The sequence below is a fragment of the Lentzea atacamensis genome (assembly GCF_003269295.1).
Taxonomy (GTDB): Bacteria; Actinomycetota; Actinomycetes; order Mycobacteriales; family Pseudonocardiaceae; genus Lentzea; species Lentzea atacamensis.
This window is the reverse complement of the sequence record NZ_QLTT01000014.1, coordinates 87,213-111,269: the sequence shown is the minus strand read 5'-3', so window position 1 is coordinate 111,269 and position 24,057 is coordinate 87,213. Positions and strand designations below refer to the sequence as shown.

The 24,057-nt window shown below is 69.8% G+C and carries 38 protein-coding genes; 2 read left to right on the top strand and 36 right to left on the bottom strand.

Features of this window, described 5'->3' with window-relative positions:
- Positions 1-327 precede the first annotated feature (327 nt).
- Positions 328-873: a hypothetical protein gene (locus C8D87_RS42095; RefSeq protein ID WP_112231994.1), complete on the top strand. Its 546-nt coding sequence runs from the start codon at positions 328-330 to the stop codon at positions 871-873.
- Positions 874-949: 76 nt separating this feature from the next.
- Here the strand turns inward: C8D87_RS42095 and C8D87_RS42090 are convergent, their stop codons facing one another.
- The 29 genes from C8D87_RS42090 to C8D87_RS41955 form a co-directional block, all read right to left on the bottom strand.
- Positions 950-1,357 carry a hypothetical protein gene (locus C8D87_RS42090; protein ID WP_112231993.1) on the bottom strand — a complete coding sequence of 136 codons (408 nt, stop codon included), beginning with the start codon at positions 1,355-1,357 and terminating at the stop codon, positions 950-952.
- A 95-nt stretch (positions 1,358-1,452) separates the two neighbouring features.
- Positions 1,453-1,866, bottom strand: a complete 414-nt coding sequence (locus C8D87_RS42085) for a hypothetical protein (protein WP_146772055.1) — start codon at positions 1,864-1,866, stop codon at positions 1,453-1,455.
- 357 nt (positions 1,867-2,223) lie between these two features.
- Positions 2,224-2,544 (bottom strand): hypothetical protein, encoded by a 321-nt coding sequence (locus C8D87_RS42080; RefSeq protein ID WP_112231990.1) that lies wholly within the window; start codon positions 2,542-2,544, stop codon positions 2,224-2,226.
- A 200-nt stretch (positions 2,545-2,744) separates the two neighbouring features.
- Positions 2,745-3,158 carry a hypothetical protein gene (locus tag C8D87_RS42075; RefSeq protein ID WP_112231988.1) on the bottom strand — a complete coding sequence of 138 codons (414 nt, stop codon included), beginning with the start codon at positions 3,156-3,158 and terminating at the stop codon, positions 2,745-2,747.
- Between the two features lie 242 nt (positions 3,159-3,400).
- A complete protein-coding gene (locus C8D87_RS42070; RefSeq protein ID WP_112231986.1) occupies positions 3,401-3,823 on the bottom strand; it encodes a hypothetical protein in 423 nt (140 codons plus the stop codon).
- Positions 3,824-3,931: 108 nt separating this feature from the next.
- Complete coding sequence (locus tag C8D87_RS42065; protein ID WP_112231984.1) at positions 3,932-4,414, bottom strand: single-stranded DNA-binding protein; 483 nt, start codon at positions 4,412-4,414, stop codon at positions 3,932-3,934.
- 341 nt (positions 4,415-4,755) lie between these two features.
- Complete coding sequence (locus C8D87_RS42060) at positions 4,756-5,139, bottom strand: hypothetical protein (protein ID WP_112231982.1); 384 nt, start codon at positions 5,137-5,139, stop codon at positions 4,756-4,758.
- On the bottom strand, positions 5,136-5,543 hold the full coding sequence (locus C8D87_RS42055; protein WP_112231980.1) for a hypothetical protein: 408 nt from the start codon (positions 5,541-5,543) through the stop codon (positions 5,136-5,138). Before C8D87_RS42055 ends, C8D87_RS42060 begins: the two co-directional genes overlap by 4 nt.
- Before the next feature lie 32 nt (positions 5,544-5,575).
- Positions 5,576-7,045 carry an ATP-binding protein gene (locus tag C8D87_RS42050; RefSeq protein WP_112231978.1) on the bottom strand — a complete coding sequence of 490 codons (1,470 nt, stop codon included), beginning with the start codon at positions 7,043-7,045 and terminating at the stop codon, positions 5,576-5,578.
- 96 nt (positions 7,046-7,141) lie between these two features.
- On the bottom strand, positions 7,142-7,531 hold the full coding sequence (locus tag C8D87_RS42045; RefSeq protein ID WP_146772054.1) for a hypothetical protein: 390 nt from the start codon (positions 7,529-7,531) through the stop codon (positions 7,142-7,144).
- Between the two features lie 213 nt (positions 7,532-7,744).
- Entirely contained in the window at positions 7,745-8,101 is a 357-nt protein-coding gene (locus tag C8D87_RS42040; protein WP_112231974.1) for a hypothetical protein, read from the bottom strand.
- Positions 8,098-8,436, bottom strand: a complete 339-nt coding sequence (locus tag C8D87_RS42035; RefSeq protein ID WP_112231973.1) for a hypothetical protein — start codon at positions 8,434-8,436, stop codon at positions 8,098-8,100. Before C8D87_RS42035 ends, C8D87_RS42040 begins: the two co-directional genes overlap by 4 nt.
- Positions 8,437-8,506: 70 nt before the next feature.
- On the bottom strand, positions 8,507-9,115 hold the full coding sequence (locus tag C8D87_RS42030; RefSeq protein ID WP_146772053.1) for a hypothetical protein: 609 nt from the start codon (positions 9,113-9,115) through the stop codon (positions 8,507-8,509).
- 106 nt (positions 9,116-9,221) lie between these two features.
- Positions 9,222-10,211, bottom strand: a complete 990-nt coding sequence (locus tag C8D87_RS42025) for a bifunctional DNA primase/polymerase (RefSeq protein ID WP_170166780.1) — start codon at positions 10,209-10,211, stop codon at positions 9,222-9,224.
- A gap of 43 nt (positions 10,212-10,254) precedes the next feature.
- Positions 10,255-10,800: a hypothetical protein gene (locus C8D87_RS42020; RefSeq protein WP_112231970.1), complete on the bottom strand. Its 546-nt coding sequence runs from the start codon at positions 10,798-10,800 to the stop codon at positions 10,255-10,257.
- A gap of 84 nt (positions 10,801-10,884) precedes the next feature.
- Positions 10,885-11,013 (bottom strand): hypothetical protein, encoded by a 129-nt coding sequence (locus C8D87_RS48790; protein WP_267899928.1) that lies wholly within the window; start codon positions 11,011-11,013, stop codon positions 10,885-10,887.
- Positions 11,014-11,147: 134 nt separating this feature from the next.
- Entirely contained in the window at positions 11,148-11,606 is a 459-nt protein-coding gene (locus C8D87_RS42015; protein ID WP_146772052.1) for a hypothetical protein, read from the bottom strand.
- Positions 11,603-12,220, bottom strand: a complete 618-nt coding sequence (locus tag C8D87_RS42010; protein WP_112231967.1) for a hypothetical protein — start codon at positions 12,218-12,220, stop codon at positions 11,603-11,605. Before C8D87_RS42010 ends, C8D87_RS42015 begins: the two co-directional genes overlap by 4 nt.
- A 140-nt stretch (positions 12,221-12,360) precedes the next feature.
- Positions 12,361-13,041 carry a hypothetical protein gene (locus C8D87_RS42005; RefSeq protein ID WP_112231965.1) on the bottom strand — a complete coding sequence of 227 codons (681 nt, stop codon included), beginning with the start codon at positions 13,039-13,041 and terminating at the stop codon, positions 12,361-12,363.
- A gap of 87 nt (positions 13,042-13,128) precedes the next feature.
- On the bottom strand, positions 13,129-13,566 hold the full coding sequence (locus tag C8D87_RS42000; RefSeq protein ID WP_233442545.1) for an SLOG family protein: 438 nt from the start codon (positions 13,564-13,566) through the stop codon (positions 13,129-13,131).
- Between the two features lie 170 nt (positions 13,567-13,736).
- The gene (locus C8D87_RS41995; RefSeq protein WP_112231961.1) at positions 13,737-13,928 is read right to left on the bottom strand and encodes a hypothetical protein; all 192 of its coding nucleotides are present in this window, start codon (positions 13,926-13,928) and stop codon (positions 13,737-13,739) included.
- A 105-nt stretch (positions 13,929-14,033) separates the two neighbouring features.
- A complete protein-coding gene (locus C8D87_RS41990; RefSeq protein WP_146772051.1) occupies positions 14,034-14,450 on the bottom strand; it encodes a hypothetical protein in 417 nt (138 codons plus the stop codon).
- 35 nt (positions 14,451-14,485) lie between these two features.
- The gene (locus tag C8D87_RS41985; RefSeq protein WP_112231957.1) at positions 14,486-14,707 is read right to left on the bottom strand and encodes a hypothetical protein; all 222 of its coding nucleotides are present in this window, start codon (positions 14,705-14,707) and stop codon (positions 14,486-14,488) included.
- 54 nt (positions 14,708-14,761) lie between these two features.
- Complete coding sequence (locus tag C8D87_RS41980; RefSeq protein ID WP_146772050.1) at positions 14,762-15,217, bottom strand: hypothetical protein; 456 nt, start codon at positions 15,215-15,217, stop codon at positions 14,762-14,764.
- Between the two features lie 126 nt (positions 15,218-15,343).
- Positions 15,344-15,583: a hypothetical protein gene (locus C8D87_RS41975; RefSeq protein ID WP_112231953.1), complete on the bottom strand. Its 240-nt coding sequence runs from the start codon at positions 15,581-15,583 to the stop codon at positions 15,344-15,346.
- Between the two features lie 221 nt (positions 15,584-15,804).
- On the bottom strand, positions 15,805-16,014 hold the full coding sequence (locus tag C8D87_RS41970) for a hypothetical protein (protein ID WP_112231951.1): 210 nt from the start codon (positions 16,012-16,014) through the stop codon (positions 15,805-15,807).
- Complete coding sequence (locus C8D87_RS41965; protein WP_112231949.1) at positions 16,007-16,189, bottom strand: hypothetical protein; 183 nt, start codon at positions 16,187-16,189, stop codon at positions 16,007-16,009. The genes C8D87_RS41970 and C8D87_RS41965 overlap by 8 nt, the downstream gene beginning before the upstream one ends.
- Before the next feature lie 34 nt (positions 16,190-16,223).
- Positions 16,224-16,580 (bottom strand): hypothetical protein, encoded by a 357-nt coding sequence (locus C8D87_RS41960; protein WP_112231947.1) that lies wholly within the window; start codon positions 16,578-16,580, stop codon positions 16,224-16,226.
- The gene (locus C8D87_RS41955; protein ID WP_112231945.1) at positions 16,577-17,383 is read right to left on the bottom strand and encodes a phosphoadenosine phosphosulfate reductase domain-containing protein; all 807 of its coding nucleotides are present in this window, start codon (positions 17,381-17,383) and stop codon (positions 16,577-16,579) included. The genes C8D87_RS41960 and C8D87_RS41955 overlap by 4 nt, the downstream gene beginning before the upstream one ends.
- 254 nt (positions 17,384-17,637) lie before the next feature.
- Between C8D87_RS41955 and C8D87_RS41950 the strand changes: the two genes are divergently transcribed.
- The gene (locus C8D87_RS41950) at positions 17,638-18,864 is read left to right on the top strand and encodes an IS110 family RNA-guided transposase (protein ID WP_112231943.1); all 1,227 of its coding nucleotides are present in this window, start codon (positions 17,638-17,640) and stop codon (positions 18,862-18,864) included.
- Between the two features lie 155 nt (positions 18,865-19,019).
- Here the strand turns inward: C8D87_RS41950 and C8D87_RS41945 are convergent, their stop codons facing one another.
- The 7 genes from C8D87_RS41945 to C8D87_RS41915 all read right to left on the bottom strand — a co-directional run bounded on the left by C8D87_RS41945 (position 19,020) and on the right by C8D87_RS41915 (position 24,052).
- Complete coding sequence (locus tag C8D87_RS41945) at positions 19,020-19,703, bottom strand: XF1762 family protein (RefSeq protein ID WP_215732640.1); 684 nt, start codon at positions 19,701-19,703, stop codon at positions 19,020-19,022.
- Positions 19,700-20,137 (bottom strand): hypothetical protein, encoded by a 438-nt coding sequence (locus C8D87_RS41940; RefSeq protein ID WP_112231941.1) that lies wholly within the window; start codon positions 20,135-20,137, stop codon positions 19,700-19,702. The genes C8D87_RS41945 and C8D87_RS41940 overlap by 4 nt, the downstream gene beginning before the upstream one ends.
- Positions 20,134-20,583 carry a hypothetical protein gene (locus C8D87_RS41935; protein WP_112231939.1) on the bottom strand — a complete coding sequence of 150 codons (450 nt, stop codon included), beginning with the start codon at positions 20,581-20,583 and terminating at the stop codon, positions 20,134-20,136. Before C8D87_RS41935 ends, C8D87_RS41940 begins: the two co-directional genes overlap by 4 nt.
- A 332-nt stretch (positions 20,584-20,915) precedes the next feature.
- Positions 20,916-22,049, bottom strand: coding sequence for an ImmA/IrrE family metallo-endopeptidase (locus C8D87_RS41930; protein WP_170166779.1), 1,134 nt, complete (start codon positions 22,047-22,049; stop codon positions 20,916-20,918).
- 297 nt (positions 22,050-22,346) lie between these two features.
- On the bottom strand, positions 22,347-22,595 hold the full coding sequence (locus C8D87_RS41925; RefSeq protein WP_112231935.1) for a hypothetical protein: 249 nt from the start codon (positions 22,593-22,595) through the stop codon (positions 22,347-22,349).
- A gap of 56 nt (positions 22,596-22,651) precedes the next feature.
- On the bottom strand, positions 22,652-23,065 hold the full coding sequence (locus C8D87_RS41920) for a DUF7715 family protein (protein WP_112231933.1): 414 nt from the start codon (positions 23,063-23,065) through the stop codon (positions 22,652-22,654).
- 36 nt (positions 23,066-23,101) lie between these two features.
- Positions 23,102-24,052 (bottom strand): hypothetical protein, encoded by a 951-nt coding sequence (locus C8D87_RS41915; protein ID WP_112231931.1) that lies wholly within the window; start codon positions 24,050-24,052, stop codon positions 23,102-23,104.
- Positions 24,053-24,057: the final 5 nt, after the last annotated feature.

Here is a 24,057-nt window from a genome sequence, read left to right as displayed (position 1 = left end):
TGAGCCGCTACACTGTGGACGCCGGTCGGGTTTCCTAGTGATCCCATCGCGCCGGCACCCGTGTCATCGCATTCTTGGCGGAGCCGCTGCGCGAGCGGCGGTAGGCCCCTCGGGGCTTGTGCGGTCGGCACACAAAGGCGTGTCTAGCCCTCGGGCCGGACACGCCTTTTGCGTTCTCGGCCACGGCGCGCCTGCGGAACGAGCCCCGCCCTCGGCCGTCTTTTGCACGTTCTTGCCGCCAGCGAAGGCCAGATCCGCGGTCCTCTGCGTAACGTCGCCGAGCAGGGGAGCAACGGACGCACAGGCCACCGGGGGAGGCAGGACAGCATGGCCGAGCCGAAACAGCGCGTACGCCGGTCGACCCGCGTCAGCCGCAGGCTTGAGGAGTTGCGCAAGCGCAACAGCGCACAGCTGGCCGAGCAGCGGCTCAAGGAGGAGCGCGTCGACGAGGCGTTGGCGATGTTCGTCGAGGCGGACGATCGGATCACCGCGGCGGAGGCGGAGCGCGATCGGAGGATCGCGCCGCACGAGCGTGCCATCGCGGCGCTGCACGAGCAGTTCCAGCGGGACTCGGCGGTGCAGGACGTGGTGAAGGGCCGGGCGGCGCTGGCCATCCACGAGTCGGACCGGACGGTCGAGCAGGTCGCCGAACTGCTGGGCGTGCCAGAGAGACGAGCGCGGCACCTGATCACGATCGGACGGAAAGCCGCGGCCGAGGACCAGCCCGCACAACAAACACCGGCCACCACCGACGGCGCCGAGGCCGCACAGCCGCAGGAGACCAGCACGAAGAGCACGCCAGGTGCTGCTGACGGCCGATCTGAGGCCACGGCGCGAGACGACGGCGCAGCGGCCGACGCGTTCAGCGCATAACGCACCTGCACCACGGGGCGGACCGGATCGGTCCGCCCCGTGGTGTAGCTGCAGAGGGGATCCGCACCGCGCCGGGTCAGCGAGCAGCTGCGGCGTACAGCCGGGCACGGAACCAGCGCACCCACAACACGGCCGTGGTCACCGCACCGATCAGCACGAGCACCACGCCGAGCGGCGCCAGGTCGCCCAGCTCCCCGAACGCGACGGCCAGCGGCGTGAGAACGACCCCGGCCGCGGCACCCCAGCGCTTCCGCCGACGCCGGAGCTTGGGCAGCAGCCACAACCGCGTGAGCCAGGCAGCCCCAGCGGTGAGCACTGCGCCGAGAATGACCAGGAACGGGAGCGCGGCCACCCACGTGCTGCCGGGCGCGAACACCCTGCCGGTCACCACGGCGACCAGTCCCGCGGCTGCGGCACCGAAGTAGGCGCCGGCGCCGAAGGCGCCGATGAACCGGAGGAAGGCGACGAACGAGGAGAACCTCATGTCGTCGAAGGGTAGGACACCTGGCCTGCGCGAACGGCGGAAACCGGAACTCTGGGGATGTCTGGACGGCTGTCGTGCGCGCAGTTCGGACCGGCTCACCTGGTCACCGCCAGCGCCCGGTGGGTGAGGGCCTGCGCGCGCAACTGCCGCGCGGCCGCTGCCGGGTTGCGCAGCACACGGCGGAACTCGTTCACCGCCGCGGTCCACTCCTCGGCGCAGCGCTGGCAGGCCACCGTGCGGGCCGGGCGGCCGCGGTCGAACTCCCGAGAGGACCGGGTGCCGTCGCAGTCCTCGCAGTGTGCCCGCCAGAACCTGCACACCGGGGACTGCGCGTACCAGCCTTCGCTCTGGCACGACGGGCACAGGCACACGGTGCCCTTGGGCGGCGGCTCGGTGGGCAACGGCGTGTGGTTCGTGTCGGTGCCGAAGAACATGCTGTAGGTCAGACCGCCGTAGTCCACGGCGAGATCGAAGTGGTCCGTTCCAGGGGCGTAGGTGCCAACAGGCACGACGGAACCTTTCTGCAGACGGGCGGCGGCTTGCCGGTCGCGGCCCGGGGGCTCGGTATCGAGCCCGACGTCGAGAAGTCGCCCTCGGCCGGGCGGACCCGATGGGGGTAGGCGGGTGCCCGGCCGAGGGATGAGCGGGCAGCAGCGTCGGGTGGTGGCGACGCGCGCCTCAGCTCAGCCAGGAAGACTCGACGCCTCCGCGCAGCGGCAGGTAGGTGGAGGCGGTGAAGGGCCCGCAGGACCGGGGAGCGCCTCGGCCAGGGCGTCGGCTCGCCTCGCCCTCAGGGCTTCGACTGCCGGTCCTGCGGGTGTTCGCGGTGCCCAACCGATCCACGGTGGGGCAGTGACGTGGGCGGCTCAGGCGGCTGGCGTGACAGCCCCGGTCTGCATGGCCGCTTTGACGTGCCGCGTGTGGGCGCCCTTGGCGTAGGGCGCGCCCATCGGCTTGCTTCGCCACTCGCCGCACGCGCACGACGCGACGAACTTGCCGTCGAGCTCCTGCAGGACGATGCTGTGCCGCTCCGTCCCCGGCCGTTCCACCTTGGTACGCAACGCGTCTGGGCCGTGACGGTCGAAGTTCGCCGCCAGGCGCTCGTAACGTGACCGGGCGGCGTGCTTGACCCCGGCGGCCGCGCGGCGCTGCGCCAGGCTCACGACGTTGTTGTGCCGCTTGTTCATGGGACAACCTCTCCAAGGGCGCGGAAGGACTACGCGATGCGCAACTCGATGCCGGTTGTCCGAGTCGTGCGGACAACCCGGGGATGTGGGTGAGGACGAGCTCGCAGGTGCTGCGACCGAGTCGACGCGGGCAGGCGCGCGGTCGGACAGCGTGAGCTCCACTGGGCAGAAGTGCGTGGTGCGACCGGCTGCTTGCCCGATCAGGCTGCTGCCGCCACAGCACCATGGCCGCCGCCGTTGGTCTGCCGGGCCAGCCGCATCGAGCGCAGCGTGCGACGAATGTTCTGTTCGTAGACGCCCGAGGCGGTGACATCGGCCCTGTACCGGCGGTCCCAGGCCAGCCACTCCGACATGCTCAAGCCGGGCACCTCCTCCTCCAACTGGCCCGAGCGTTCCAGGTGGGTGCGCACGTTCTGCGGCAGGAAGTGCCAGTACTGCGGGGCCACCGTCGCGTCGCCGAGGCGGGCACGTTCGCGCGTGGTGCGGAGGTAGCCCTGGCGCCACAGGTCGATCGTCGCCGACCAGCGCTCGTAGCGCGCACGCGCGTCGGTCTTGGCGTCGGCCGCCGCGCGGCGCTGCGCCAGACACACCACGTTCTTGTGCTGCTTGCTCATGACAACCCTCTCGGCCAAGGTTCGACAACGACATCGCTGCTCAGCGCGGTTACGGCTGTTCACACACCGAGCTGGGGTGTGTGGACAACCGATGGCGCACGAGTGGACGGGGTCTCGGCCAGGCGCGACGCCGGGGGGTGACGGCGCGCGCCTGGCCGAGGTGAGCGGGCAGCTGTGCCACTGCGAGGGGGCACGCGCCTCAGCTCGGACAGAAGGTCTGGCAGGTGAACTTGCTTGCTGGATCAGGTGCCGTCGAGCCCGCAGTTCAGGCACAGCAGCACGACGGGCTCCGGCGACGACAGGTCCGCGGCCTCGTCCTCGGTCATCTGCCGGCCGTCGGCGTAGAACCAGGCGCTGCGGCGGTCGGCGGCCGTGCAGTCCTCCGGACGCTTGACGGCCCACTTCCTTCCCGGAACCTCGACGACAGTTCGGCCAGGCGCCACCCAGTCACCGCCGTAGCGACTACCCGCGGCACCGTGCCACCGCACGAACTGCCGGCGGTACCGAAGCGCGGTGCCTTTCAGGTCGGGGCCCTGGTAGTAGATGCCGTCCCCGAACATGAAACGCGCAGCGTTGTCGGCGAACTCGTTGATGGCGATGGACCACGGGGTGCCACCGGCTTGCGCGGCCGGCGTTTCGAAGGTCTCGACCAGAACGGACGACATGACGGGTAAGTCCTCCAACTCGGTGAACTGGCAGGAGAGCGGAACGAGCGCACGGGTGGTGGCCCCTCACCGTGGTGCTGAGGTGAGGGGCCACGACCGGGGTGTGGATCAGAACGGGGGCTCGCCGGAGCCGGCGTTGGCCGGGGCCGCGCCCCACGGGTCGTCGGCGGGCGCGCCGCCACCTTGCGGCTGCTGGCCGCCGAAGCCACCACCCTGGCCGCCGTTGCGGCTGACCTTGTTGACCTTCGCGGTCGCGTACCGCAGCGACGGGCCGATCTCGTCGACATCCAGCTCGACGACGGTGACCTTCTGGCCTTCCTTGTTCTCGAACGAACGCTGCTTGAGCCGTCCCTCGACGAGAACGCGGGTGCCCTTGGTCAGCGACTCGGCGACGTTCTCCGCCACCTGCCGCCACACGTTGCAGCGCAGGAACAGCGTGTCGCCGTCCTTCCACTCGCCGGACTGACGGTCGAAGTTGCGCGGGGTGGAGGCGATGGTGAAGCTGGCGACGGCCGCGCCGGACTGGGTGAAGCGGAGCTCGGGGTCGGCGGTCAGGTTGCCGACGACGGTGATGGTGGTCTCTCCAGCCATGGCGAGAACTCCCTTGCAGATCGGTGATCAGGTCACCGACAACCCCGCCTCCTCCTCACCCACCCCGATGGCAATTTCATCGAGTGGGTTCGGCCCGAGGGGGCTGCCGATCTGCGGCAGGCAGATCAGGGCGTGGAAGGCCCCGAAGGGGGTGTCAAGGAGTTCGGCCCGCGCTTTTCGGGCCGGGCTCCTTGACACGGACCTGGAGCGTTCTGATTTGCTCAGAGCAGATCGACAGCCCCCGGTCCGAACCCGCTTGCCCCTTCCCCCCGCACAGCAACCACCACGTTGTTCGCATCGACGCGGCGCGTGGTGAACGAGAGGGCCAATGGCCGTGCGGATCAGCTGGCGGGGCCGACGACGCGGATGATGTTCGGGTAGCGGTCGACAGCGTCGAGACGCTGACCCGCGATCCTGACGACGACGGTGGAGCCGGGGCGCAACTCCTCGTCGACATCGCGCACATCGCGGCTGTTCTTCCAGAACCACAACGAGGTTTCGTTCGCCAGCGTGCCGCACTGCACGGTGTGCACCCGGCGCTCACGGTGCCGGCGTTTGCCGGATCCCAGGCTCTTGCCGGTGATCGTGCAGGTGACGTCCTGCTGGTTCGCGTGGACCTGGCGGGTGACGTAGACGCACGCACACAGGGCGGCAACCGCCGCCGCGGTGACCAGCGCGCAGACGGCGCGACGGTCGCGCAGCCCGCTCCTGTGTGGACCGCTCACCGGTAGGTGCCCCCGTCGAGCCGGTGAACATGTTCGTAGCGGCGACGATCAGGTTCACCGCTTTCCCAGCCGGGAACGTCCCGCCACACCGAGAGCGTCCGCTCTGCGGGCACCATCGTGACGTCCCAGGGGCATGGGGAGGCGGGAACCGTCGTCGGCTCGACCTCGTAGCCGGTGACGTAGGAGACCTCCACGATGCAGTTGTTGAAGAACAGCCTGTGCTCCTCGGCGAATCGCAGGGCCTCGTCGAGGTCCTCGAACGTCTGCGTGAAGCCTGCGCCGCCGAACTGCTCCCAGTCCGCTTTGGAGCCAAGAACCATGCCTTGACGAATAGCGTTGCGGACGTAGACCTCGACCCTGCGGTAGACCCGCACGGCCTCCCTGGCTTCCGACTCGGCGTCCACAGATCCTCTTTTCCTAGCAACAGAACCACTTGTCACGCCGGGACACCGCACGACGCGGAATCCCGGCGTACGCCGAGGCCGTTGCGCAGCGACAGCGCCTGGCGGACGTGGCGGTCCGAAGGCACGTCGGCGCCGGCGAGGTCGGCCAGCGTCCACGCGAGACGCAGTACGGCGTCCCCACCTCGAACGGACAGCACGCCGCGCTGCTGCGCGTCCTGTACAGAGGCGGTGGTCGCGGCGGGCAGCGGGACGGCGTGCAACACCTCGGCTGGCACCGTGGCGTTGAGCTCGCCTCCAGCCGCACCAGTCGCGCCGGTGCGGCCACGCCAACGGCCCACCGAGCGAGCCCGTGCCGCGCAGACCGCCGCCCGCTCCTGCGCGAGAAGGCGCATTTCCTGCTCTCGATCGGTTGGCTCGGCGACGCACGTGCTCAGCGAGTGCGCCATGTCGAAGGCGTCGACCAGAACCGGCGCGAGCCGCGACGCTCTGGCGGTGTGCGTCGCGAGCAGCTGAAACCCCGCCGGGTAGCGCGTCACACGACCACCGCGGGCGATGGACACCTCGCGCCGGCACATCATCGAACGCAGCGCGTCCAGCTCCGCGCCCGAGAAGTCGCCGAGTTCTCGGGCGACCAGCAGGCCGTGGTGCGCTTCGCTGCCCGCGCCGGGCGCCGTGCCGCCGATCAGCGCGGCGAGCAGCCTGCTGGGATGCAGGTTGACCATCGGCGGCGTGCGCGACAGGCGGACACCTCCGAGGTGCGGCCCGGTCAGCGAGCGCACCACGGCGACGTCGAGTTGCTGTGCCGGGGTGAGGTCGGGCAGGAGTTGGTGAAGCCATTGGGCCACCAGCCCGGTGGCCGCATTGTCGGCGCCGTCGATCAAGAGGTGGTGCCCGCCGGTGGCGGCGACCTTCGCGATCTCCCGTGCTTCCGCCGAAACCGGACGGGCCGGCGAGCGTAGGTGATCTGTGAGGTCGCTGGCCGCCGGGCGCCGGGTGCTGAGAGCGTCGTCGTCGCCCCGGAGCCAGGCGGCAACGTCGGACAAGCCACGCCCAGCAAGAACCTCGGCTCCGTCGATCAGGAGGGCCTCGCGGGCGGCGGCCGCGGGCACGATGACCCTGCGGATCCCGTGTGCACGGGCCGCCTGCACAGCCGACACGGTTCCACGCGTAGGACGCAGACCGCCGTCCAGACCGACCTCACCGAGCACGGCGCTGCCCGCGAGGCGTTCTGCGGGAACATCGTTGGCGGCCGCCAGCATCGCGACCGCGACCGCCGCGGCGTCCGGCCATTGCGCGGTCACCGGGTCGAGACGTACTTCGACCTGGTGGTGTCGGTCTCGTTCACCGGCGCCGTCCAGCGCCGCGAGCACACGCAGGAGCAGGGTGGTCGGGTCGCCGTCGCCGGTGAAGGTGATGCGCTCCTCGCCGGGGGCCGCGGTTGCAATCAGCCTGATCATGTGACCGGTCAGCCCGTGCAGAGCCACTGTTTTGACGGTGATCATGACGGAAATCCGTTCTGCAGACGAGAGATTCGCGCGCGCATGAGGACGCCCCCGTCCGGCACGAAGTGCGTGCCGGACGGGGGCGAGGCAGTGAGGTCAGCCCGGCAGGCCGGCTGCGTAGCGGAAGGCGCCGGGGTCGACGTCGATGGGCCCGCCGTCCATCGCGACCGGTCGCACGCCGCGACCGGCGAGCAGCCCGGCTTCCTCGGGATCGGCTGCGTAGTCCCAGCGTTCGTCGGCCCGCACCTGGTCGTAGATGTGGTCGTGGCCGTTCTCGCAGGCGTAGCCGCGGTTGCCGGGCAGGTACCAGGTCACGCCGCCGCACTCGACGTAGGTGCTTTCGCCGTCCTCGGGGTTCGTGAGTTCGACGAGCCAGCTGCAGGGCCACACCTCCTCCTCGAGGAAGCAGGCGCGGATCGCGGCGATGCTGGCGTGCGTGACCGGGGTGCCTTCGGCGTGACGGGCTCGGTTTCCGCATACAGGCAACGAGGTTCTCCCGTGTGGTGCTGAGCGGGAGTTGTTCGATTTCCCGCTGCCCCGCCGTGCTGGTGGGGTGCACTCGGGTCGCGCCGGGCGCGGTCCGGGGTCAAGCCGCGGTGTTTTTCCGTGGCTTGACCCCGGGGCGGGGCCGGGGCAGAGTGCGGCGCCCCACCAGCACGGCGGGGCGGCCACTCCGGAGCGCTTTCGGCCCAGATGCGGTCAGATGACGACCACGCTGGCAGGACGCACGTTGCACATGACTTTGCCGTCCGCTGAGCGCAGCTGCAGACGGCCGGGGAAGCCGGGTTGGGCCCACGCAGTCCAGGTGGTGCCGTGGTGCTCGATGAGGCTGCCCTGGTATCGCACGGTTTCACCGCCCTTGATGCGTGGTGCCTTGGGTGTGGTGGGGCGGGGCCCGGTCGTGTGTGTGACCTCGTGGTTGGCGAAGCGGGTGCCGCGTGCGGTCGTCCACGGATACTGGTCGCTGGGGTAGCGGGGGGCGAATGTGACGGCGACCGCGGTGTTGCGCGTGACGTGGCCGGCGGCGGTCTGCTCGGACGTCGGGCTTGTCATCATTCGCCGCTCCTGCGGTGCACCCGCCAGTCAGCGTCGGGGCCGATCTCGATCGTGACCACGGCCAGGAAACCGGTGTCGTCTACCTCAACTCCGGGCGGCAGGTTGTCCAGCCGGAGATGGCCGCCGACGATCACACCCATGCCCTTCAAGGCGCCCTTGAGCGCGCCGGGGAACAGCGAGCTGTTGGCGAGCCCGTGGAACTTCGGGTGGCTACGAAAGGCGGCCATGTCGCAGTGACGCGTGCCGATGATCGGCACCTTCACCTGGCGGTACATGAACTCGCGGTCTACGGAGAAGACGTCACTGGCCTTCGCCTTGAAGCTCACCGTTGCCATGTCTTGTCCTTCCGCAGATTGTGTTGCCGCGCATGCGGCACTCCAGTGGCTCGTCCGCCCGCCACGTCCGTCACTCGGCACGACCGGTGATTGCGCGGCGTCCTCCGCGCACAGCGCCCGATTCCGGTACGTCAGGACCGGTAACGCCGGGCACCGGAAGATGTGCTGGCTCTGGGGTGACGCCGTTGCGGTTGAGCACCCCCAGCAGCGCCAGAGCCCCCAGCTTGCGATCACCGCCGGTGCCGACCGGCGTGTCCAGGACAGGCCGCAGGGATTCCGCGGCCTGCTCGACGTCGATGACCACCGCGCCGTCCGCGACCGGCAGCGCGATCCCGTCGTACATCAACGTGTCGAGCACGGGCTGTGCCTCGGGTGCGAGATCGCGGGGCCGGGAGATCTGCACGCGCCGCGGCTTGGGCAGGCGGCGGGTCCAGTCATCGGCATGGCGATGGTGGAACTCGGGATTGGTGACGCATCGCCTGCACAACCGGCCGGGTTCGATCTCGGCGTGCAGTAGCGCGGCGATCAGCGGTTCGACGCCGTAGTCGACGAACTCGCCGATGATGTCGGCCAGAGTGCGGGACCAGTTGCAGTGCAGGGCCCCGCTAGGAAACGCAAGGTGCACCGTCGGATGGGCATCGTGCGCGACGGTGCCCATCAGGTGGCGGGCTGTGATCATGGCGTGGCTCGGCTTTCCCCCGCGTGCGGGAAATCTGGCTGTGTGCCCTCGCTCGGCGTAGGTGATGAGCTGCTCTGCTGGAAGCAGGTGCCCACGGCAGCGACGATCAGGCTGCGCGGTCTTCCAGCCGCCGCGGTGATCGGCGGCCGGCTTCCAGGCCGTCGCTGATGGCGGCGTCGGCCTCCAGCGCCGGAACTCGTCGCTGCTGGGCGGCGATGTGAAGTGCGGATCGCGCCTCGTCGTCGGTGAACTCGCCGCCGCCGACCAGGCGGCCGAGTGTGTAGGCGGCGCTGACCAGGGTGTTGTGGGCGGTGCCCGGCAAGGCGTTCGCGACTTTGCCGGCGACCGTGTCGAGGTAGGCCTGGCGGCGGGCGTCTGCCAACGGGCGCACGTCGCCGAACACGATCAGCTCGGGCTCTGGACGCGAAGGCGGGGTGAAGAGCGGGACCACCCACTGCGGCAGCGGTGCGATCGGCGCGCGGCGGGCGACGGTGTAGAGGCCGTCGCGGCGCATCGACCCGGCGGCGACGACGAACCCGCCGGCGCCGCGGCTGTCGATGCGCCACCCGGCGCGTCCGGCGGTGTTGCGCAACGGGCAGTCCTCGTCCACCGCGAAGTAGAGATGCGTCGACGGGCTGGGGCTCACGACGGTGTAGGTGTCGTCCGGGTACGGCTGCCCGGCTAGTTCGGCGAGACGGGCCAGGACGTCGCTGCCGTGCCGGGCACCGGCCCACTCCGGTGGGGCCTGCTCGCCATGGGCGTCGTCGAGGTCAAGCACGTACAGGTTGCTGGGGCCGCAGGCGATGCCGACGTTGGACGTCGGTGAGGCGCTCCACCAGTAGCGGATGAGGTCCGGGTCGGTCGTGGCGCGCTGCTCCCATCCGAGGTGGCCCTGGGCACACACCCCGGTGCCCTGGCAGCGGCGTTTTCCGTGCAGGCACGGAGTCTTCGAACGCGGCCAGAGCGGAAACACGTGCAGGCCGGCGAGTGCGGCGGCCAGGGCCACGCCCATCAGGCGCGGCGCGGGGCGGCGCCGCCACGTTGGACCTCGTGTCGTGTGGCGGAGCACCTCGCCGCCGGGTCGCGGTGTGGTCATCGTCATCTTCCCTTACGACCAGAGTAGGCCGACTTTCCCCTGTTCAAGCGGATTTTCGGCTGAACGGAAGCACCGTCGCGAGTGGACGCTCGGCGGTGCGGCGCAGGTGCAGATCCACCAGCAGCGCCAGGAAGGGCAGGGACGGAGGGTGCTTGTGCACGCCGTTGAATCCGGGATCGTCGGCACCGGCGGGGATCTCGCCGTTGACGGTGACCTGCCAGTAGTCGCCGCGCGGCCCGTACGGAGCGGACTCGGCCCGCGACACGACGGTAATCTCCTGGCCGTCCGGATCGCGCAGGCGCACCGTCACCATCGAGCCCATCCCTTCGAGCACGCGTTCCCCGACGAGCGCGGGGTCGTGCGCAGGGCGGACGAGCAGCTCATGGAGGTGCACCGACAGCGGGACGCCGCCCAGGCGCCGGTGCAACTCGACGAGGTGCCCGCGGGCCCAGTTGTAGACGCCGCACTCGCCCAGACACCCGCGCGGAACGTTGGTCTCGACGGCGTCGGGCAGCAGGTAGCTGCGGCTGAAGTCGTAGGGGGTAATCCAGCGCAGATACCGAACGGGCTGGACAGCTGCGGGTGCCACAACGCCTCCTGACTGTCAGTGGTGGGCAACGACGGTGACGCCAGCGCTCCAAGCCGCTGAAGCGAGCAGGAGCGCTGGCGTCACTCACGACTTGAACAGCCAGCACACCCAGATCACCACGAAGATCACGACGACCACCACGGGAATGAGATTCGGGCCCCGCAGGTCTTCGACGGGAAACGGCTTGCTGGCGAGCTCCATGACGACGGGCACGGCGCCTCCTGACACAGTTCGGTGTAGACGGTGGTGGCGCGCGGAGTTCAGGGGGCGGGCGCGACGGCCGCCACAGCGCGGACCCGCTCGGCGGCGAGGGCTTGTCGCCCCCGAGCGGGCGAGTTGTCCGTTGCTCAGCACGAGCGCTGGCTGCGCAGGTGCGGGAGATCGAGCCACCGGCACAGCCAGCCGACCGCGCGCACCTGGTCGACGGGCAGCTGGTCGAGGTCGACGCGCCCACCGGCACCGACGAGGTGGTCGATCGCCCACTGCCGGGCGTCGCCGGGCCGTTCCACCAGCTCCGACCAGACCCGCTGCAGCTGGCTGAGCGGCACCCCGGCGACCACAGAGCGGCGCACGGAGTCGTCGAGGCACCAGTGCCGCATGCCGGACTCGACGCGCACCCGGTGCGAGTCCGGGAACAGCACGCCGTCTTCGCGGTCGACGCCGAGCCAGTGCAGCTCGTAGTGCGAGAGCAGGCTTGCGCGCAGCCTGAGTTCGCGCGTGTCCAGGACGGCCGACGACGCATGTGGCTCTCCGGGCGGGGTGGCGTTGCGGGACACGCGGGCAGGGGCGCGGTGACCCGTGGTCAACGGCGCAGCCGAAGCAAGGACGCCAGCAGTGAACTCAGGCTCCGAAGTCCCGCGGGTGCCGGCGAGGTGGAGAGCAGCTCGGGCGGTACGGGCGCGGGACCGGGGTGCTGCGCGGGCGGACGGTCGCAGGAGTCCTGAATGGAGTCCCGGCTGGAGTCCCACGGCGTGCAGTGGGTGGTGCGGCGGCCGTCGTCCCACAGCACGGTCATCTGCCAGCTGGGGCTGGCGGGGTCGTCGTCGTGGAAGTCGTAGTCGATCGAGACGACGGTGTAGCCGGTGCCCCAGTAGCCGCACCGGTAGCGGAGGCCGGGCTCACGGGGTCCGACAGCTCGGGCGATGCCTTCCCAGGCATCGCGGGCCCGCTCGGCGTTGCCCCAGGACTGGTAACGCGCGCAGAGCTCCTCGAGGACCTCCGGTGCAGGCGACCACACGCAGCCGCAGTCGTTGTCTTCCTCGTGCAGCGGCGTGTATGGGTTGATCCGCCGGTCCCACACAGGAGTCCAGAGGAGTCCGGTGCCGCGGCAGTGGCCGCAGCCGGGGTCGGCCCATGTCCACCGTGCGTGCTCGACCTTGCAGTAGCCGTCCGGTGGGGTGATCGTGAGGTCTGTCGCCATGGGGCTCTCCGTGTGGGGTGGGTTGCGGGACAGGCGGCTGTCGGGGTGGACGCTCGGCTCGCAGTGGGTCGCGGAGGACACCGGATCGTGTGTTCTCGTTGCAGGACAACGGATGCAGCGAGCCACGCCGGGAATCTGGCTCAGTACATGGGGACGGTGCCGTCGCCGGCGCGCTGCCGGATCGGTGGCCGTTCGATCACCTGCGGGCACCCCACGTGGTCGAAGGCGTAGAACCGGTCGTCGATCGCGACCACGTCACCGACCGCCAATGACCTGTTGCCCCGGTCGCGGTACTCCACGGCCCGACGGTCGGGAGTGCCGAACTCAGGGTCGTGACCGATGTAGAACAGGTCGAACGCCCGGCCCAGCAGGACGTGGTCGTCGAGACCGTCCTCGACGTAGGTGAAGACCTCGGTGACCGACTGGCCAGGCGCGTAGCCGCTGGCGGTCGCGTGGTTGTTGTGGAATACGCGGATCCACACTGCGGGGAAGGCGTCGGCGGCGGCCTGGGCGGTGGTCATGGACCCTCCTGTGGTGCGGATGGTCCGGCCAGACGCCGGCCTGCGAAGGCCGGGGCGTTCCTGGTCGGGCCGTGACGAGACAGGCCGGTTCTGGCGAATTCGCTGGTCAGAACCGGAGGGGGAGCTGGTGATCAGCCCGCCGGGCAGGACGACGGAGCTGCTTGTGACCCGAGCGGGCTTCTTGTGGCTCAGGCAGGTGATGACGGCACCGACTCGGTAGCTGCCGACCCGCTCGAAGTGGCAGTGGCAGGTGAGTTCGCCGACGGTGATGGTGCGCACCGTGAGCTCGAGGAGAGCCATCCCCGTACTCCGTTCACTGGGTTTGCGTGCGCGGGAGTGGTCGGTCTCCCGCTGCCCCACCGGTACGGCGGGGTGGGGCGACCCTGGCTACGGCCTGTTCAGCAGCGGCACCTCTTGCCCGGACGGGACATTGGGGTGGCTCGTGGCGGGATAGACGCTTGTCCAGATTCCCGCTGCGCGCGCCAGGCCGGCGGTGTGAGTGGCGCCGGGAGACTCGTCGAGGATGAACGCCAGGCAGCGTCCGGCGCCGAGGTCGACGGCGGCCTGGACCATCTCCTCGTTGCGGCGGAACCCGGCGTTGCGCCGGAACTGGCCGTCCTCAAACCATTTCGCCGGGTATCGGTCGACGCGGCCGCCCCAGTGCGTCCAGCACTCTTCGCACAGGCGATCGGCGCCGCGCGGGCATGCCCCGGACATCAGGATCGTGTCCGGGTGCCATACCTGGGCGAGCTTGTCGCGGATAACAGTGGTGTCGGTCCAGAGCTGGGAACCGGTGATCAACACCCGCCGGTAGAACCCGTCCATCACGTGGGCCGCCTCCGAGGTCGGTGAACTCCCCGCAGTGCGCAGGGCGGAGGTGACTCACGTGGTCGGGGTTGGCGGGGTCCAGCGCGGTGTGCTGGAGGCCGGCGGCACCGGCCACGTACCGTCGCTGGCCCTGCCTTGCGGGAGGACGGCGATCTCGGCGGCCGCTCTTACCTGATCCAGCCCATGCCGAAAAGCATCACCCGGCAGTACACGAGGATCAGTGCGATCGGGTAGGCGCGCCACCAGCCGACGTAGTGCCCGAACACGGCGAGCACCCCGATCGCCAGGACGGCGATGTAGGCGGCATACGCCACGAGGCGGAGATTGTCGACGACGAAGTCGACGATGGTGTTCTTCATGGAAAGGTCCTCGCTCGGCTTCGGGCCGCGCGGCGGCAGTGGTCGGTCCGCGTCACGCGGCGTCTTGTGGCAGCGCGGAGGCCTGGACTGACTCCGTGCGGGGAGTCAGCCCAGGCCTTCGGATGAGTCGGCGCGGCTGGTCCACGCTTGCGGCTTGTAATCCAGGCTGCGGTAGGGATCTCGGCGGCGGAGGCCGTGTGTGGAGCAGACCCTGGTCGTGACGTCGGTCCGGGTGCCGTCGTTCGCGCATGGTCCGCAGTGCCCCGCGGCCGCGCCTCGGTCGGTGAGCGTCCAGTTTTCGAAGTAGTCGAGCAGGATCCACGCCGTGTCATGGGTGGGGCACAACGAGGCCTCGGTGTTCTCGCCGCACCGGCCGCACAGCCAGAGGCCGTGAAACGTCGTCTCGGTGCGCACCTCGAAGTCCGCGTCGGGTGTTGCACGTCTGGCCAGTGCCGCCTTGACGAGCTTGTGTGTCCTGTCGAATGCGACCTCGTCGAGCTGCTCGGCGGTCATTCCGGTCATCGACTGCCTTCCTCGTCGGGTGCCGTGACGCGGGCTCAGAGCCCAAGGTGGCGGCGGGGGTCGTCGCAGGCGGGCAGGTGGTGTTTCAGCCAGTGGGCGGCGCCGTCATGTCTTCCGTGGTGTTCCAGCTGCGCGACCATCGCGTTGATCTCGCGGCAGCTGTAGGCGAAGGCAAGGTCTTCGGCGAGGGCAGGGTCGCTGAACACCTCGGCGAAGAGGCTGTTGGGGTCGTAGACGAGTTCGTCGGGTGCGGGCATGGGCAAATACCCCCTCTCCGGGGTGTCGGGGCAGCAGCAGCGGCTGCGGGCGGGTCAGAAGACGCGGAAGCCTTGGTAGCGGGCGGCCGTGCGCAAGAACGGGATGAAGTCGTCTGCGAACGCGGCCGGATGCTCCGCGCCGGCGGCGCGGGCGAGGTCGTAGGCGGCGAGGGCCTGGGCGCACTCGTGAGCGGGCACGTGCCAGCCGTCACCGCTGGCGAGCTTGTGGGTGGGAATGCCGGGCATCCCGGTGTCGCCGTGGTCGGCGCGGACGAGTTCCAGGGCCTGCAGGTACTCGCGGGCGCGGGAGGTGATTGGCTGCTCGTCGCGGAAGTCGCTGCGGTCGAGGTGGTCGCCGTCGGGGAATTCGGGCACCGGGCTGGGAAACGCCATACCGAGCTCGACGAGTGCGTTGCACAGCGCGGTGGTCTCAAGCGCGACCCCGCGTTCGATGTGGACGTTCAGCTCGAAGTCGGGCACGCCCTGGACGTGCATCTGGTGACAACCCACGTGGAGTCCTTCCGCTCGGTTTCCGGTGCTCACCGGCCGGGGTGGTCGATCCCGGGCATGAGCACCGCTGTGGGGCAGGGAGAAGGAGCTCGCCGGTCGAGGCGAGGGTGTGGAGCAGGAGTGCGATCAGGGCGCGGTGCGCGGCGAGCCGGCCGTCGTGGCCGCAGCCTTGGTGGCGGCCTTGGGCGCTGCCGCCGCAGAGCGAACCGACTCGGGCTCGTCGTCGACGTCCTCGGCCAGGTCGTCGGCAGGGTTCTGGATGCCGTAGCGGATGCGGTCACACCAGGCGTCAACGAGCTTCGGCGCGGCGGTGAGCACGACAACCATGCCGAGAATGGCCAGGGCACCAAGAATCGGATCCCACATAGGACACTTCCTCACGTCGCGGGTGCTGCTCCGCCGGGTGGTGGAGCGCGGCCCGTCGGCGCGGCCGGGCCCGTGGGGGCAAGTGCTCTTCTTGCCCCCACGGGACTGGTCGTGCAGGCTCGGCGCGATCCACCACCCGGTGGGCCACCCGCGTGGCAACCCTCACCGACGGTCCGCACCACGCAGGCCGGAACGTCGTCGGTCTGGTCCACGGCGGGCGGTCAGGGTTTGGTGGTTCCCGCAAACGCGTCGTTGGGTTTGCCCGATGCGCGGTGGTCGGCGAACCTCCGCACCTCGCTGGTCGCCCACCTCAGTTGCTGGATCATGCGGTCGGCCGTTTCCGGCGCGACGGCCACCTTGACCTCGGTCATGCCGACGCTGAAGCGGAGCGTCACGTGTTCGCCGGCCCAGTCGACGTCGGCGTCAGTCACTGGTCACGACCGGGATCTCGCAGCTGACGCAGTGCCGATCGGAGGTGGTGTTGTAGCAGCCGCAGGCGCAGCGGATCAGGAGGCCGGCGCGCAGCGCCACTATGCGGATGACGGTGTCCTCCTCCGGCGTGGCGTTGGCAAAGAGCAGGGACAGTGTGTCGGCAGGTTCGGGCATGATGCTGTTTCCCTATCACGAGGTGATGCGCTGCTCAGGGGCATGGCGAATGCCGCGCCGAGTTGCCGGGCCTCGCGGCCGAGGGCGGCGCTTCACGCGCCGAGCCGGCTTGGCGATCACGGTGCAGAGCCAGTAGCCGGTCCGCTTCGTCCGCGCACTCCTGCATCGCGGTCACGTACCGCGCGTGCAGTTCGCGGGCCACGGCTGCGAGCCACTCCGCCGGCTGCTCAGCGGCCGTGTCGAGCACGGAGTCGAGGTCCCCCGCGACCTTCGCGTAGATCCCGGACTGGGCCTTCAGGCGGATGACGATGTTCGGTAGGCCGGACCGCGAGAGCACAGACGTGGCTGTGGCGGTCGAGACGTCGTCGGAGATCTGTGCCGGGGGGCTCATCGGACAGGTTCCTTTGCACGTCGCAGGATCTCGGCCATGCTGAGATCGGCTTTGAAGGTGTGGCCGATCCGCTGTTCGACTGCGGCGTACTCCTCGGCCAGTGCGGGGTTGTGCTGTGCGGCGAGAACCAGTTCCTTCGATCCGGCCAGCACGCAGAACACACACGACAGCCGCGGCATGCCGAGGTCGTAGGCGGGATGGTGGGGCAGCCCGGAGCGGCGGATGGTCGTCCACACCTGGTCTTGGGTCCAGGTGAAGATGGGCAGCCAGCGGTCGACGATCCGGCGGCTGTTGGTCGCCGCCTTGTCGGGTCCGAATGGGACCTTCTTGGCGCGGGCGTGGGACTCCTCGGCGCGGATGCCAAGGCAGTTGAGGATCCGGATCGGACGGAACAACGTGCTGGGGTTGCGGCGCCGGTGGGCTTTCGCGAGTCGCGTCATCAGCTTGGCGACCTGCGCGGTCTTGTGATCACTGGTGCAGTAGCGCGCGGTGGCGGACGGAAACTTGCCACGCTGCGCGATCTGATCCAGCAGATCGCCGAGCTCGCGGCGGACGACCTCGAAGTACAGGCCATAGGCCTCGGCATGTCGCCGGGCGAGGTCCAACGTGCCCGGCCACTCGACGCGACCAAGGTCCGCGTGGACGACGATGATCCGCCAGCGGCCGACTCCGGCCGCGTCGCACTGCTCGACGACGTGCGTGAGCATCGCCTGTGAGTCCTTGCCCGCACTTGAGTTGATGAGGATGACGTCGTAGGACGCCAAGTCGGGCGTGCTCACCTCCAGTGGCACGGAGATGTTCATGGAAGTCCTAATCAGTTCTGGGAGTGGCCATCCGGCACACTCCTGGTGGTAGCCGGCCGGCGGGTGAGCACTCTTTTGTCCTGGACGCCTGAGTCCTGCTGAAAGACAGTGCCCCTGCCGGTGGGCCGGGAGAGTCGATCGCTGCTGGGATGTCGTGCCCCGCGTGTTCGTGGCGGGAAGCACTGCTTGATTAGGTCGCTGATGGTTCTCCCGCGGGCTGCACAAGGAGATCGAGATCGAGAGCGGGAGGGCCGTTGCGGCTGTTCGTGGGGGATGACTGGGCCGAGGACCATCACGACGTCGAGCTGATGGACGGCACGGGTCGCCGGCTGGCCAAGGCCCGGCTGCCCGAGGGCGTGGCGGGGATGGCCCGGCTGCACGCGATGATCGGCGAGCAGCTCGGCGAGACCGACGACGAGGACGTGGAGGTGCTGGTCGGGATTGAGACCGACCGGGGCCCGTGGGTGGCGGCGCTGGTCGCGGCCGGCTACACGGTGCTGGCGGTCAACCCGTTGCAGGCGGCCAGGTTCCGCGACCGGCTGGGAGTGTCGGGCGCCAAGAGCGACGCCGGTGACGCGCACGTGCTGGCGGACATGGCCCGCACCCACTCCCACGAACTGCGGCCGGTCGCCGGGGACAGCTCCGAGGCCGAAGCGATCAAGGTCCTGGCCCGCATCCACAAGACGCTGATCTGGGAACGCACCCGTCACACCCAGCGACTGCGGCACGCCCTGCTCGACTACTTCCCCGCCGCACTGGACGCGTTCGAGGACCTCGACGCCGCCGACACCCTGGAACTGCTGGCCAAAGCCTCCACTCCAGCGCGGGCCGCCCGGCTGACGATCGCCCAGATCAGCGGCGTGCTCAAACGCGCGCGCCGCAAGAACATCGCGGAGAAAGCCAGCCTGATCCAGGCCGCGCTGCGGACCGGGCATCTCGGCCGGCCCGAGATCGTGGCGGAGGCCTACGCCGCCTCGGTCCAGGCGCTCATCGCGGTCCTGGCCACGCTCAACACGCAGGTGAAGACCTTGCAGGGGCAGGTGGAGGCCCATTTTGGGCAGCACCCGGCCGCTGAGATCATCGGGTCCCAGCCCGGTCTGGGACCGATCCTCAGCGCTCGGGTGCTCGCAGAGTTCGGCGACGACCCCGGCCGTTACGCCTGTGCCAAGGCCCGCAAGAACTACGCGGGCACCTCCCCGATCACCCGCGCGTCGGGCAGGAAGAAGGTCGCCCTGGCCCGCTTCATCCACAACGACCGGCTGATCGACGCGCTGATGTCCCAGGCGTTCGGCGCGCTGAAAACCTCGCCCGGAGCACGCGCCTACTACGACCGGCAGCGCGCCCGCGGCGCAGGGCACAACGCCGCCCTGCGCCAGCTGGCGAACCGGTTGGTCGGCATCCTGCACGGCTGCCTCAAAACCGGCACCCTCTACGACGAGACGACCGCCTGGTCGCATCACGCCGAGAACGTCGCGGCTTGACATTTCAGCTCCTGGGATGTCTTTCAGGACGCCGAGTTCGGCTGCGGTGGCGCACCAACAGGAAGGAGGTCGGCGAAGGGTGAGTGGCGCGGGCGCGCAGGACGGCCTGGCGGACCGGCTTCATGCCGGGCGCCGCACGAGCCAGGTGCGGTGGATCAGGAGTGATTCGCTGGTCGCGGATACAGCTCGTCGACGCTGAGGTCGTAGAACTCCAGGCTTGCCTGCTCGGCGCCACCGAGGCAGGCACGGCACATACCCTGGTGCCGGCTGAGCGCGGCTCGGCCGACATCGGTACCGCATTCCCTGCAGCAGTGGGCCGCGAGCAGGGATGCGACAGCCTCGGGCGGCGGCGGGGAGGCCTGCGGCGCCTCCCACAGCGTGCGCTGAACGCTGGCGGAGCCGTGATCTGTGCGCGGCCGCGAGGGGCGGTTCCACCCGGCGTGGGGGCGCCGGTGCGCAACCACGATCCATACGGCCGCACGCAGGCTTGCACCGTTCTCGCCGCTGTCGGGCTGGGTGTAGGTGATCAGCCGGGTGTATCCCAGGGCCTGCGCGGCGCGCCATGCGGTCGCGTAGAGCGCGCTGCAGGCGTTGCGAGTGCCGTCGGTCGCGGTGCGCACGACCTCGAGCGTCTGGCCGTCGTCGAAGTGCTGGGCGACCGGGCGGCCGACGATCACGACCCCGGCCAGCGTCTCGCTCGCCACGTGGACGACGCCGGCACTGAACTTGTGGCCGGGCGGGGGAGGCAGGTGCCGGTGGTAGTCGGTGACGAACTCGCACGCCTGCTCGAAAGTCACCGGGACGATGGTCAGCAGCGAGGTCTTCTGCTGCCTGGTCACGGTTTCTCGTCGCGGCCGGTGAGACGGTGGACCACCACGCCTGCGGCAGGGGCGAGCGCCGCGTAGACGTCGGGGGCGACATACCAGCCTCGCATCGCCGTCCACGGCTCGCCGTCGTAACGACGAGGCTCGCCCAGCAGCGACGGGTGGACGTGGCCTGCGCGCAGGTTGCCATCCCAGTACGGGCCGTGCGAGACGCGGTCGAAGTAGACGTCCTCGCCGGTGAGGTCCAGCCGGATCAGTGGTGTGCCGTCAGGGATCTCCAAGTTCGGGCGAGACAGGAAGTCCTCCAGCGGGACGCTGCTGACGATCTCCCACAAGCCGCGCATGCCGTTGAGGAGGACAACGGCCGCGGAGACATTGCCGGCCATACCGACCTGCACCAGGCGCAGACGGTGCCGCAGCGGTTCGCGGTAGCCGCGGATCGGGCTCACGGCGACACCTCCCCGGTGGAAGGCAGGTACAGGCCGGGTTCGAGTGCGACGGCCTGCTCGTCATGGACAGCCCAGCTGGTCGCGAGGTAGCGGCGGACCAACTCGTCGACGACGGCTTGGCCGTCGCGGGCGCGAAACCACGGCTCAAAGGTCGACTGAGTACCTCCTGTGATGCCGTCGGGGAAGCAGGTATCGCCGCCCAGCACCTCGCAGTCGGCCATTTCGGTGTCCGCGCAGAGTCTCGGTTGGCGGGAGTGGTACTCCAGTGACATGCCGCCACCGGGCGAGTGGAGTAGTTCGGGGCGGACCTGCAGTTCGACGGCGCCGAGCGGCCCGATGACGATCACGGACAGGTAGGAATCCAAGGGGCAGCGCCGCACCTGCAGGGACAGCGGGGGTGGGATCGAAACGCTGGTGTCGAACACGACGAGGTCGGTTCCGGACATGCGGTTCTCCCTTACACGAGAACAGTTCGGGCTGGCTGGTCCACCAGGTGCGCGCGGACCGCAGGACGACCAGAAGGCTTGGGGTGCGTGGCCGGGGTGTGGCTGGTTCACCCCGGCCACGCGGTTCAGGGGGCGGCGGCCGCAGCTGGCAGGACCGCTAGGCTGGGGCGGTCGGGCCGGTGGTCGGGTATTCCGCTCGGTTTCCCCGGCCGGCTCAGACAGCCGGTGGATGCCTGTGGTCGGACGTCCCGCGTTCGCGCGAGACGTTGCCCTTTACCGGGCACATCCACCGGCACCCCAGCACGATGGGCCGCGCGGACCGCGGTTGTCGTTCAGGCCGCCGCGGGGAACTCGTCGGCGAGCTCGTCCTCCGCGTCGGAAAGCTCGGCAGGGTCCAGGGCCGCGAGGATCTGCTTCGACACGCGGAGCACCGTCTCGGCCGCGGCCTGGATGACCTGGACATCACCTTCGGCCCAGGAATTGACGTAGGGCGCGGAGTACTTGCCAGTGTCCAGCCCCAATGCGCCGCACACGATGTAGGCGACCGACTCGGCCTGGGTCTCCGCCTTGCCGCGGTGCCGTGCGTAGCCGTAGTCAGGATCGACGTGGCCGCACAACTTGTGGGCCAGCTCGTGCACCGCTGTCTTGACCTTCTGCGCGTCGGAGACGTCGTTGCGTACCCACACCGTCCTGCCATCGGTCCGGCCGTTCGCGCCGCCCAGCGTCGCGGGGTCGACGTACTTGAACGCCATGCCCGAGGCTTCGATCAACGCGATCACGTCGGCCAGCGCACCGGTGGTGTCGTCGCCGGTGAGCAGCTCGGGCCGTGCCCCGTGCACCTTGATCCGCCGCCGCACGGCGAGCGGCGCGGGGATCTCGGCGTCCTGCGGCCGCTTGAGCTGCGAGGCGTCGAAGACATAGGCCGGTTTGAAGCCGACCAGTACCTGGTTCAGGCTGCGTCCGTGCGCGTCACGCGCGATCTTCTTGCCGGTGTCGGCTTCGTGCTTGTCGCACTCCTCCTTGGTCAGCTTGCGCTTGCGCGGTCTCCAGATCGGGATGCCGAAGGCAGCGTCGGGGTCGGATCCGGCAGGGCGCTGCGGCACGTTGAGGTCGCAGCCGCAGTACTTCAGTTTCGCGCCCTTGCACACGGCGGGGTCGTGCGTGGCCTGCGCTTTCCAGGCGCTGAAGGACTGCACGAACGTGGGCGCGAAACCACGCGCCTGGCAGGCCAGGAGGATGAGGAGCTGGTTGCCCAGCGAGTACCTGGCGCCGAACTGCGCGACGAGGTCGAGGGTCTCGATCCACTTCTCCTCGTTGCCCAGGGCCGCGATCGCAGCGTCGAGCCGGGCCTTCATGGCCTCGACGACCTCATCTCGTGCGGCTGACGACTCGCGCTTGCGGGAGCGTCGACGGGCCGGCGCAGGCGCGGTGGGCTTGTCGGCGGTGAGGGCTGGGGAGTCGGACATGCTTCCTCCGCTCAGTCTCTGCTGCCCAAAGGGGTGGTCGGTCCCCTCTGAACAGAAGCGTGTGAGCCCCGGTCTCGGTGGGGCGCACTCGCCCCGCGTTGGCACCGGGGGAAGGGGGCAAGCCCGCATTTGGCTTGCGCCCGGCCCGGTGCCAACGCAGAGTGCGGCCGCCCCACCGAGACCGGGACGGGCACGTTGTTGCTGCCACTCACCTCTGTCATTCCTGGACGTGGACCCGTGAGCGCGGCGTCGGGCCACCACCTGGGGTTCGGGAGCCGTGCCAGGCGGGTATCGGGCTCAGCTCTCGTCCAGGTCGAGACAGTCGGCCGCCAGGCCCAGCGCCAGACCGCGCGCGGTGAGGGCGTCGGGACTTTTGTCCATGGCCAGCAGGTATGCGGAGCCCTCCGGCTCGCGGTCGTGGTCGAAGTGGACCTCAGTGGTGACCACCAGGCGGACGAGGGATTCCAGTTCGTGCGGTGCAAGGCCGGACATCGCGCGCAGCAGCGGTGACGGACCGGGTTGGGCGGCGAGCTTGATAGCGGTCACGGTGGCTCCTTCGAGTGGCTGAGGTGATCCCTTGTGGACAGAAGTGGCGGAACACGTCACTGTGTGGCCGCCGTGGTGACGGGCGGCCGTTCGTGGATGTCGTCGCCGCGGCGTTCGACGACGGTGCCGACGGGAAAGGCGCCGGCGATGCGGGCGATGTCGCGAGCGGCCTGGTAAGCCCAGTCGCGCACGGTCCGGTTGTCGGGCAGTCCGGCGCGCAGCAGGCTGGTGTGGTGGGCGACGACGTAGTCGCTCCAGGTCATCTCACGTTCGACAACCTCGGCGGTGCTGGTCGGTTGCCGCGTGTCCAGGCCGGTGAAGGCCCGGCAGCAGCGGCAGGCGCGGTCAGGATCGGGGTTGTCGCAGGACGAGGTGATATCGACGAGTTCGTCGGGGGAGCAGCCGATGAAGTCGTCGCCGTGCAGCCCTTGGGTTCGGGTGGTGGCGACGAGCACGGCGAGGGGGGACACGGGGCCTCCTTCGGTCGCCGGGCGGCGATGCGCGAGTCAGGCCAGGGTGTGGGCAGCGTCGGGGTCGAACTCGACGCTGACGCGAAAGATCTGGTCGCCCTCGCCGACGTCGTGCTTGGCGAGGGCTCGGTGGCCGTACGGCGCGGTGCGTAGCGCGGCGTCGCGGTCGGGGCCGACGAAGAACAGCTCGGCCTTCATGGGAGCGGCCACAGCGTCGATCGCGGCGTTGGGACGGGCGAGCCGGCCGTGGATCTCCAGCGGCTGCTCGGTCTGGGAGTCGCGGTAGGTGAGGTACTGGTCAAGCAGCTCGCGGTGGTCGTGGAGGTAGTCCTCGATGGACCAGTCCGGGTCCAGCAGCAACGCGTTCAGGTCGGCGACCGGCACCGGGATCGCCGCGGTGAACTGCCAGTAGATCTCCTCGCTGGCTTGGAGTTCCATAGGCACGGCGACCGTCTCGGCGCCGCTGGGGGCGGTGGCGGTGACCTGCAGTCGTGCCCAGCGGGAGTCCGGGTTCGCGAGTGACCGGTGTGCCGCGTCGACCAACTGCGGCATCGGATGCTCCGTGCTGGGTACGTCGTCGTCGAGCAGGTGACCGGTGTACGCGCGCAGCGCCTCCGGGCCGACCTTGCTCAGCGCGGAGGGATTGCCGTGCACGACCAGGTAATCCACGAGTTCGCAGACCCGCATGGGCGGCAGGGCGGCGAACTCGGCCGCGTGCAGCGGATCGGTGTGCTCGCTGGTGAACCAGTCGATCAGCAGCCGCGCGGCAGCGCGGATGGCGCTCGGGACGCCGGGGGCGGAGCACAGGTTGCGGGAGAGGTCTCGCCGCGCGAGCGCCACGAGCGCCAGGTGGGCGGGCGCGCCGGTGTAGGTGACGCCGTAGGCGTCGGTGAGCTGGTAGTCCGTGCCGGTGTCGGCGGTGATGCCGATGGCGGCCGCGATCTGGGCCGGAACCGGGCGAGTGTCGGGGGTGATGGCGGTGGGCATGGTGA

Coding starts and splice junctions, on each gene's coding strand:
- C8D87_RS42080 (WP_112231990.1), bottom strand. CDS start 2,544: ATGAACAAGCGGCACAACAACGTCGTGAGCCTGGCGCAGCGCCGCGCG.
- C8D87_RS41955 (WP_112231945.1), bottom strand. CDS start 17,383: ATGAACATCTCCGTGCCACTGGAGGTGAGCACGCCCGACTTGGCGTCC.
- C8D87_RS42050 (WP_112231978.1), bottom strand. CDS start 7,045: ATGATCACCGTCAAAACAGTGGCTCTGCACGGGCTGACCGGTCACATG.
- C8D87_RS41995 (WP_112231961.1), bottom strand. CDS start 13,928: ATGAAGAACACCATCGTCGACTTCGTCGTCGACAATCTCCGCCTCGTG.
- C8D87_RS41975 (WP_112231953.1), bottom strand. CDS start 15,583: ATGTGGGATCCGATTCTTGGTGCCCTGGCCATTCTCGGCATGGTTGTC.
- C8D87_RS41935 (WP_112231939.1), bottom strand. CDS start 20,583: ATGTCCGGAACCGACCTCGTCGTGTTCGACACCAGCGTTTCGATCCCA.
- C8D87_RS42095 (WP_112231994.1), top strand. CDS start 328: ATGGCCGAGCCGAAACAGCGCGTACGCCGGTCGACCCGCGTCAGCCGC.
- C8D87_RS42010 (WP_112231967.1), bottom strand. CDS start 12,220: ATGGCGACAGACCTCACGATCACCCCACCGGACGGCTACTGCAAGGTC.
- C8D87_RS42000 (WP_233442545.1), bottom strand. CDS start 13,566: ATGGACGGGTTCTACCGGCGGGTGTTGATCACCGGTTCCCAGCTCTGG.
- C8D87_RS42040 (WP_112231974.1), bottom strand. CDS start 8,101: ATGATGACAAGCCCGACGTCCGAGCAGACCGCCGCCGGCCACGTCACG.
- C8D87_RS42025 (WP_170166780.1), bottom strand. CDS start 10,211: ATGACCACACCGCGACCCGGCGGCGAGGTGCTCCGCCACACGACACGA.
- C8D87_RS42070 (WP_112231986.1), bottom strand. CDS start 3,823: ATGTCGTCCGTTCTGGTCGAGACCTTCGAAACGCCGGCCGCGCAAGCC.
- C8D87_RS41930 (WP_170166779.1), bottom strand. CDS start 22,049: ATGTCCGACTCCCCAGCCCTCACCGCCGACAAGCCCACCGCGCCTGCG.
- C8D87_RS41965 (WP_112231949.1), bottom strand. CDS start 16,189: ATGCCCGAACCTGCCGACACACTGTCCCTGCTCTTTGCCAACGCCACG.
- C8D87_RS42005 (WP_112231965.1), bottom strand. CDS start 13,041: ATGGCTCTCCTCGAGCTCACGGTGCGCACCATCACCGTCGGCGAACTC.
- C8D87_RS41960 (WP_112231947.1), bottom strand. CDS start 16,580: ATGAGCCCCCCGGCACAGATCTCCGACGACGTCTCGACCGCCACAGCC.
- C8D87_RS41915 (WP_112231931.1), bottom strand. CDS start 24,052: ATGCCCACCGCCATCACCCCCGACACTCGCCCGGTTCCGGCCCAGATC.
- C8D87_RS42090 (WP_112231993.1), bottom strand. CDS start 1,357: ATGAGGTTCTCCTCGTTCGTCGCCTTCCTCCGGTTCATCGGCGCCTTC.
- C8D87_RS42075 (WP_112231988.1), bottom strand. CDS start 3,158: ATGAGCAAGCAGCACAAGAACGTGGTGTGTCTGGCGCAGCGCCGCGCG.
- C8D87_RS42065 (WP_112231984.1), bottom strand. CDS start 4,414: ATGGCTGGAGAGACCACCATCACCGTCGTCGGCAACCTGACCGCCGAC.
- C8D87_RS41985 (WP_112231957.1), bottom strand. CDS start 14,707: ATGCCCGCACCCGACGAACTCGTCTACGACCCCAACAGCCTCTTCGCC.
- C8D87_RS42030 (WP_146772053.1), bottom strand. CDS start 9,115: ATGATCACAGCCCGCCACCTGATGGGCACCGTCGCGCACGATGCCCAT.
- C8D87_RS42035 (WP_112231973.1), bottom strand. CDS start 8,436: ATGGCAACGGTGAGCTTCAAGGCGAAGGCCAGTGACGTCTTCTCCGTA.
- C8D87_RS41990 (WP_146772051.1), bottom strand. CDS start 14,450: ATGACCGGAATGACCGCCGAGCAGCTCGACGAGGTCGCATTCGACAGG.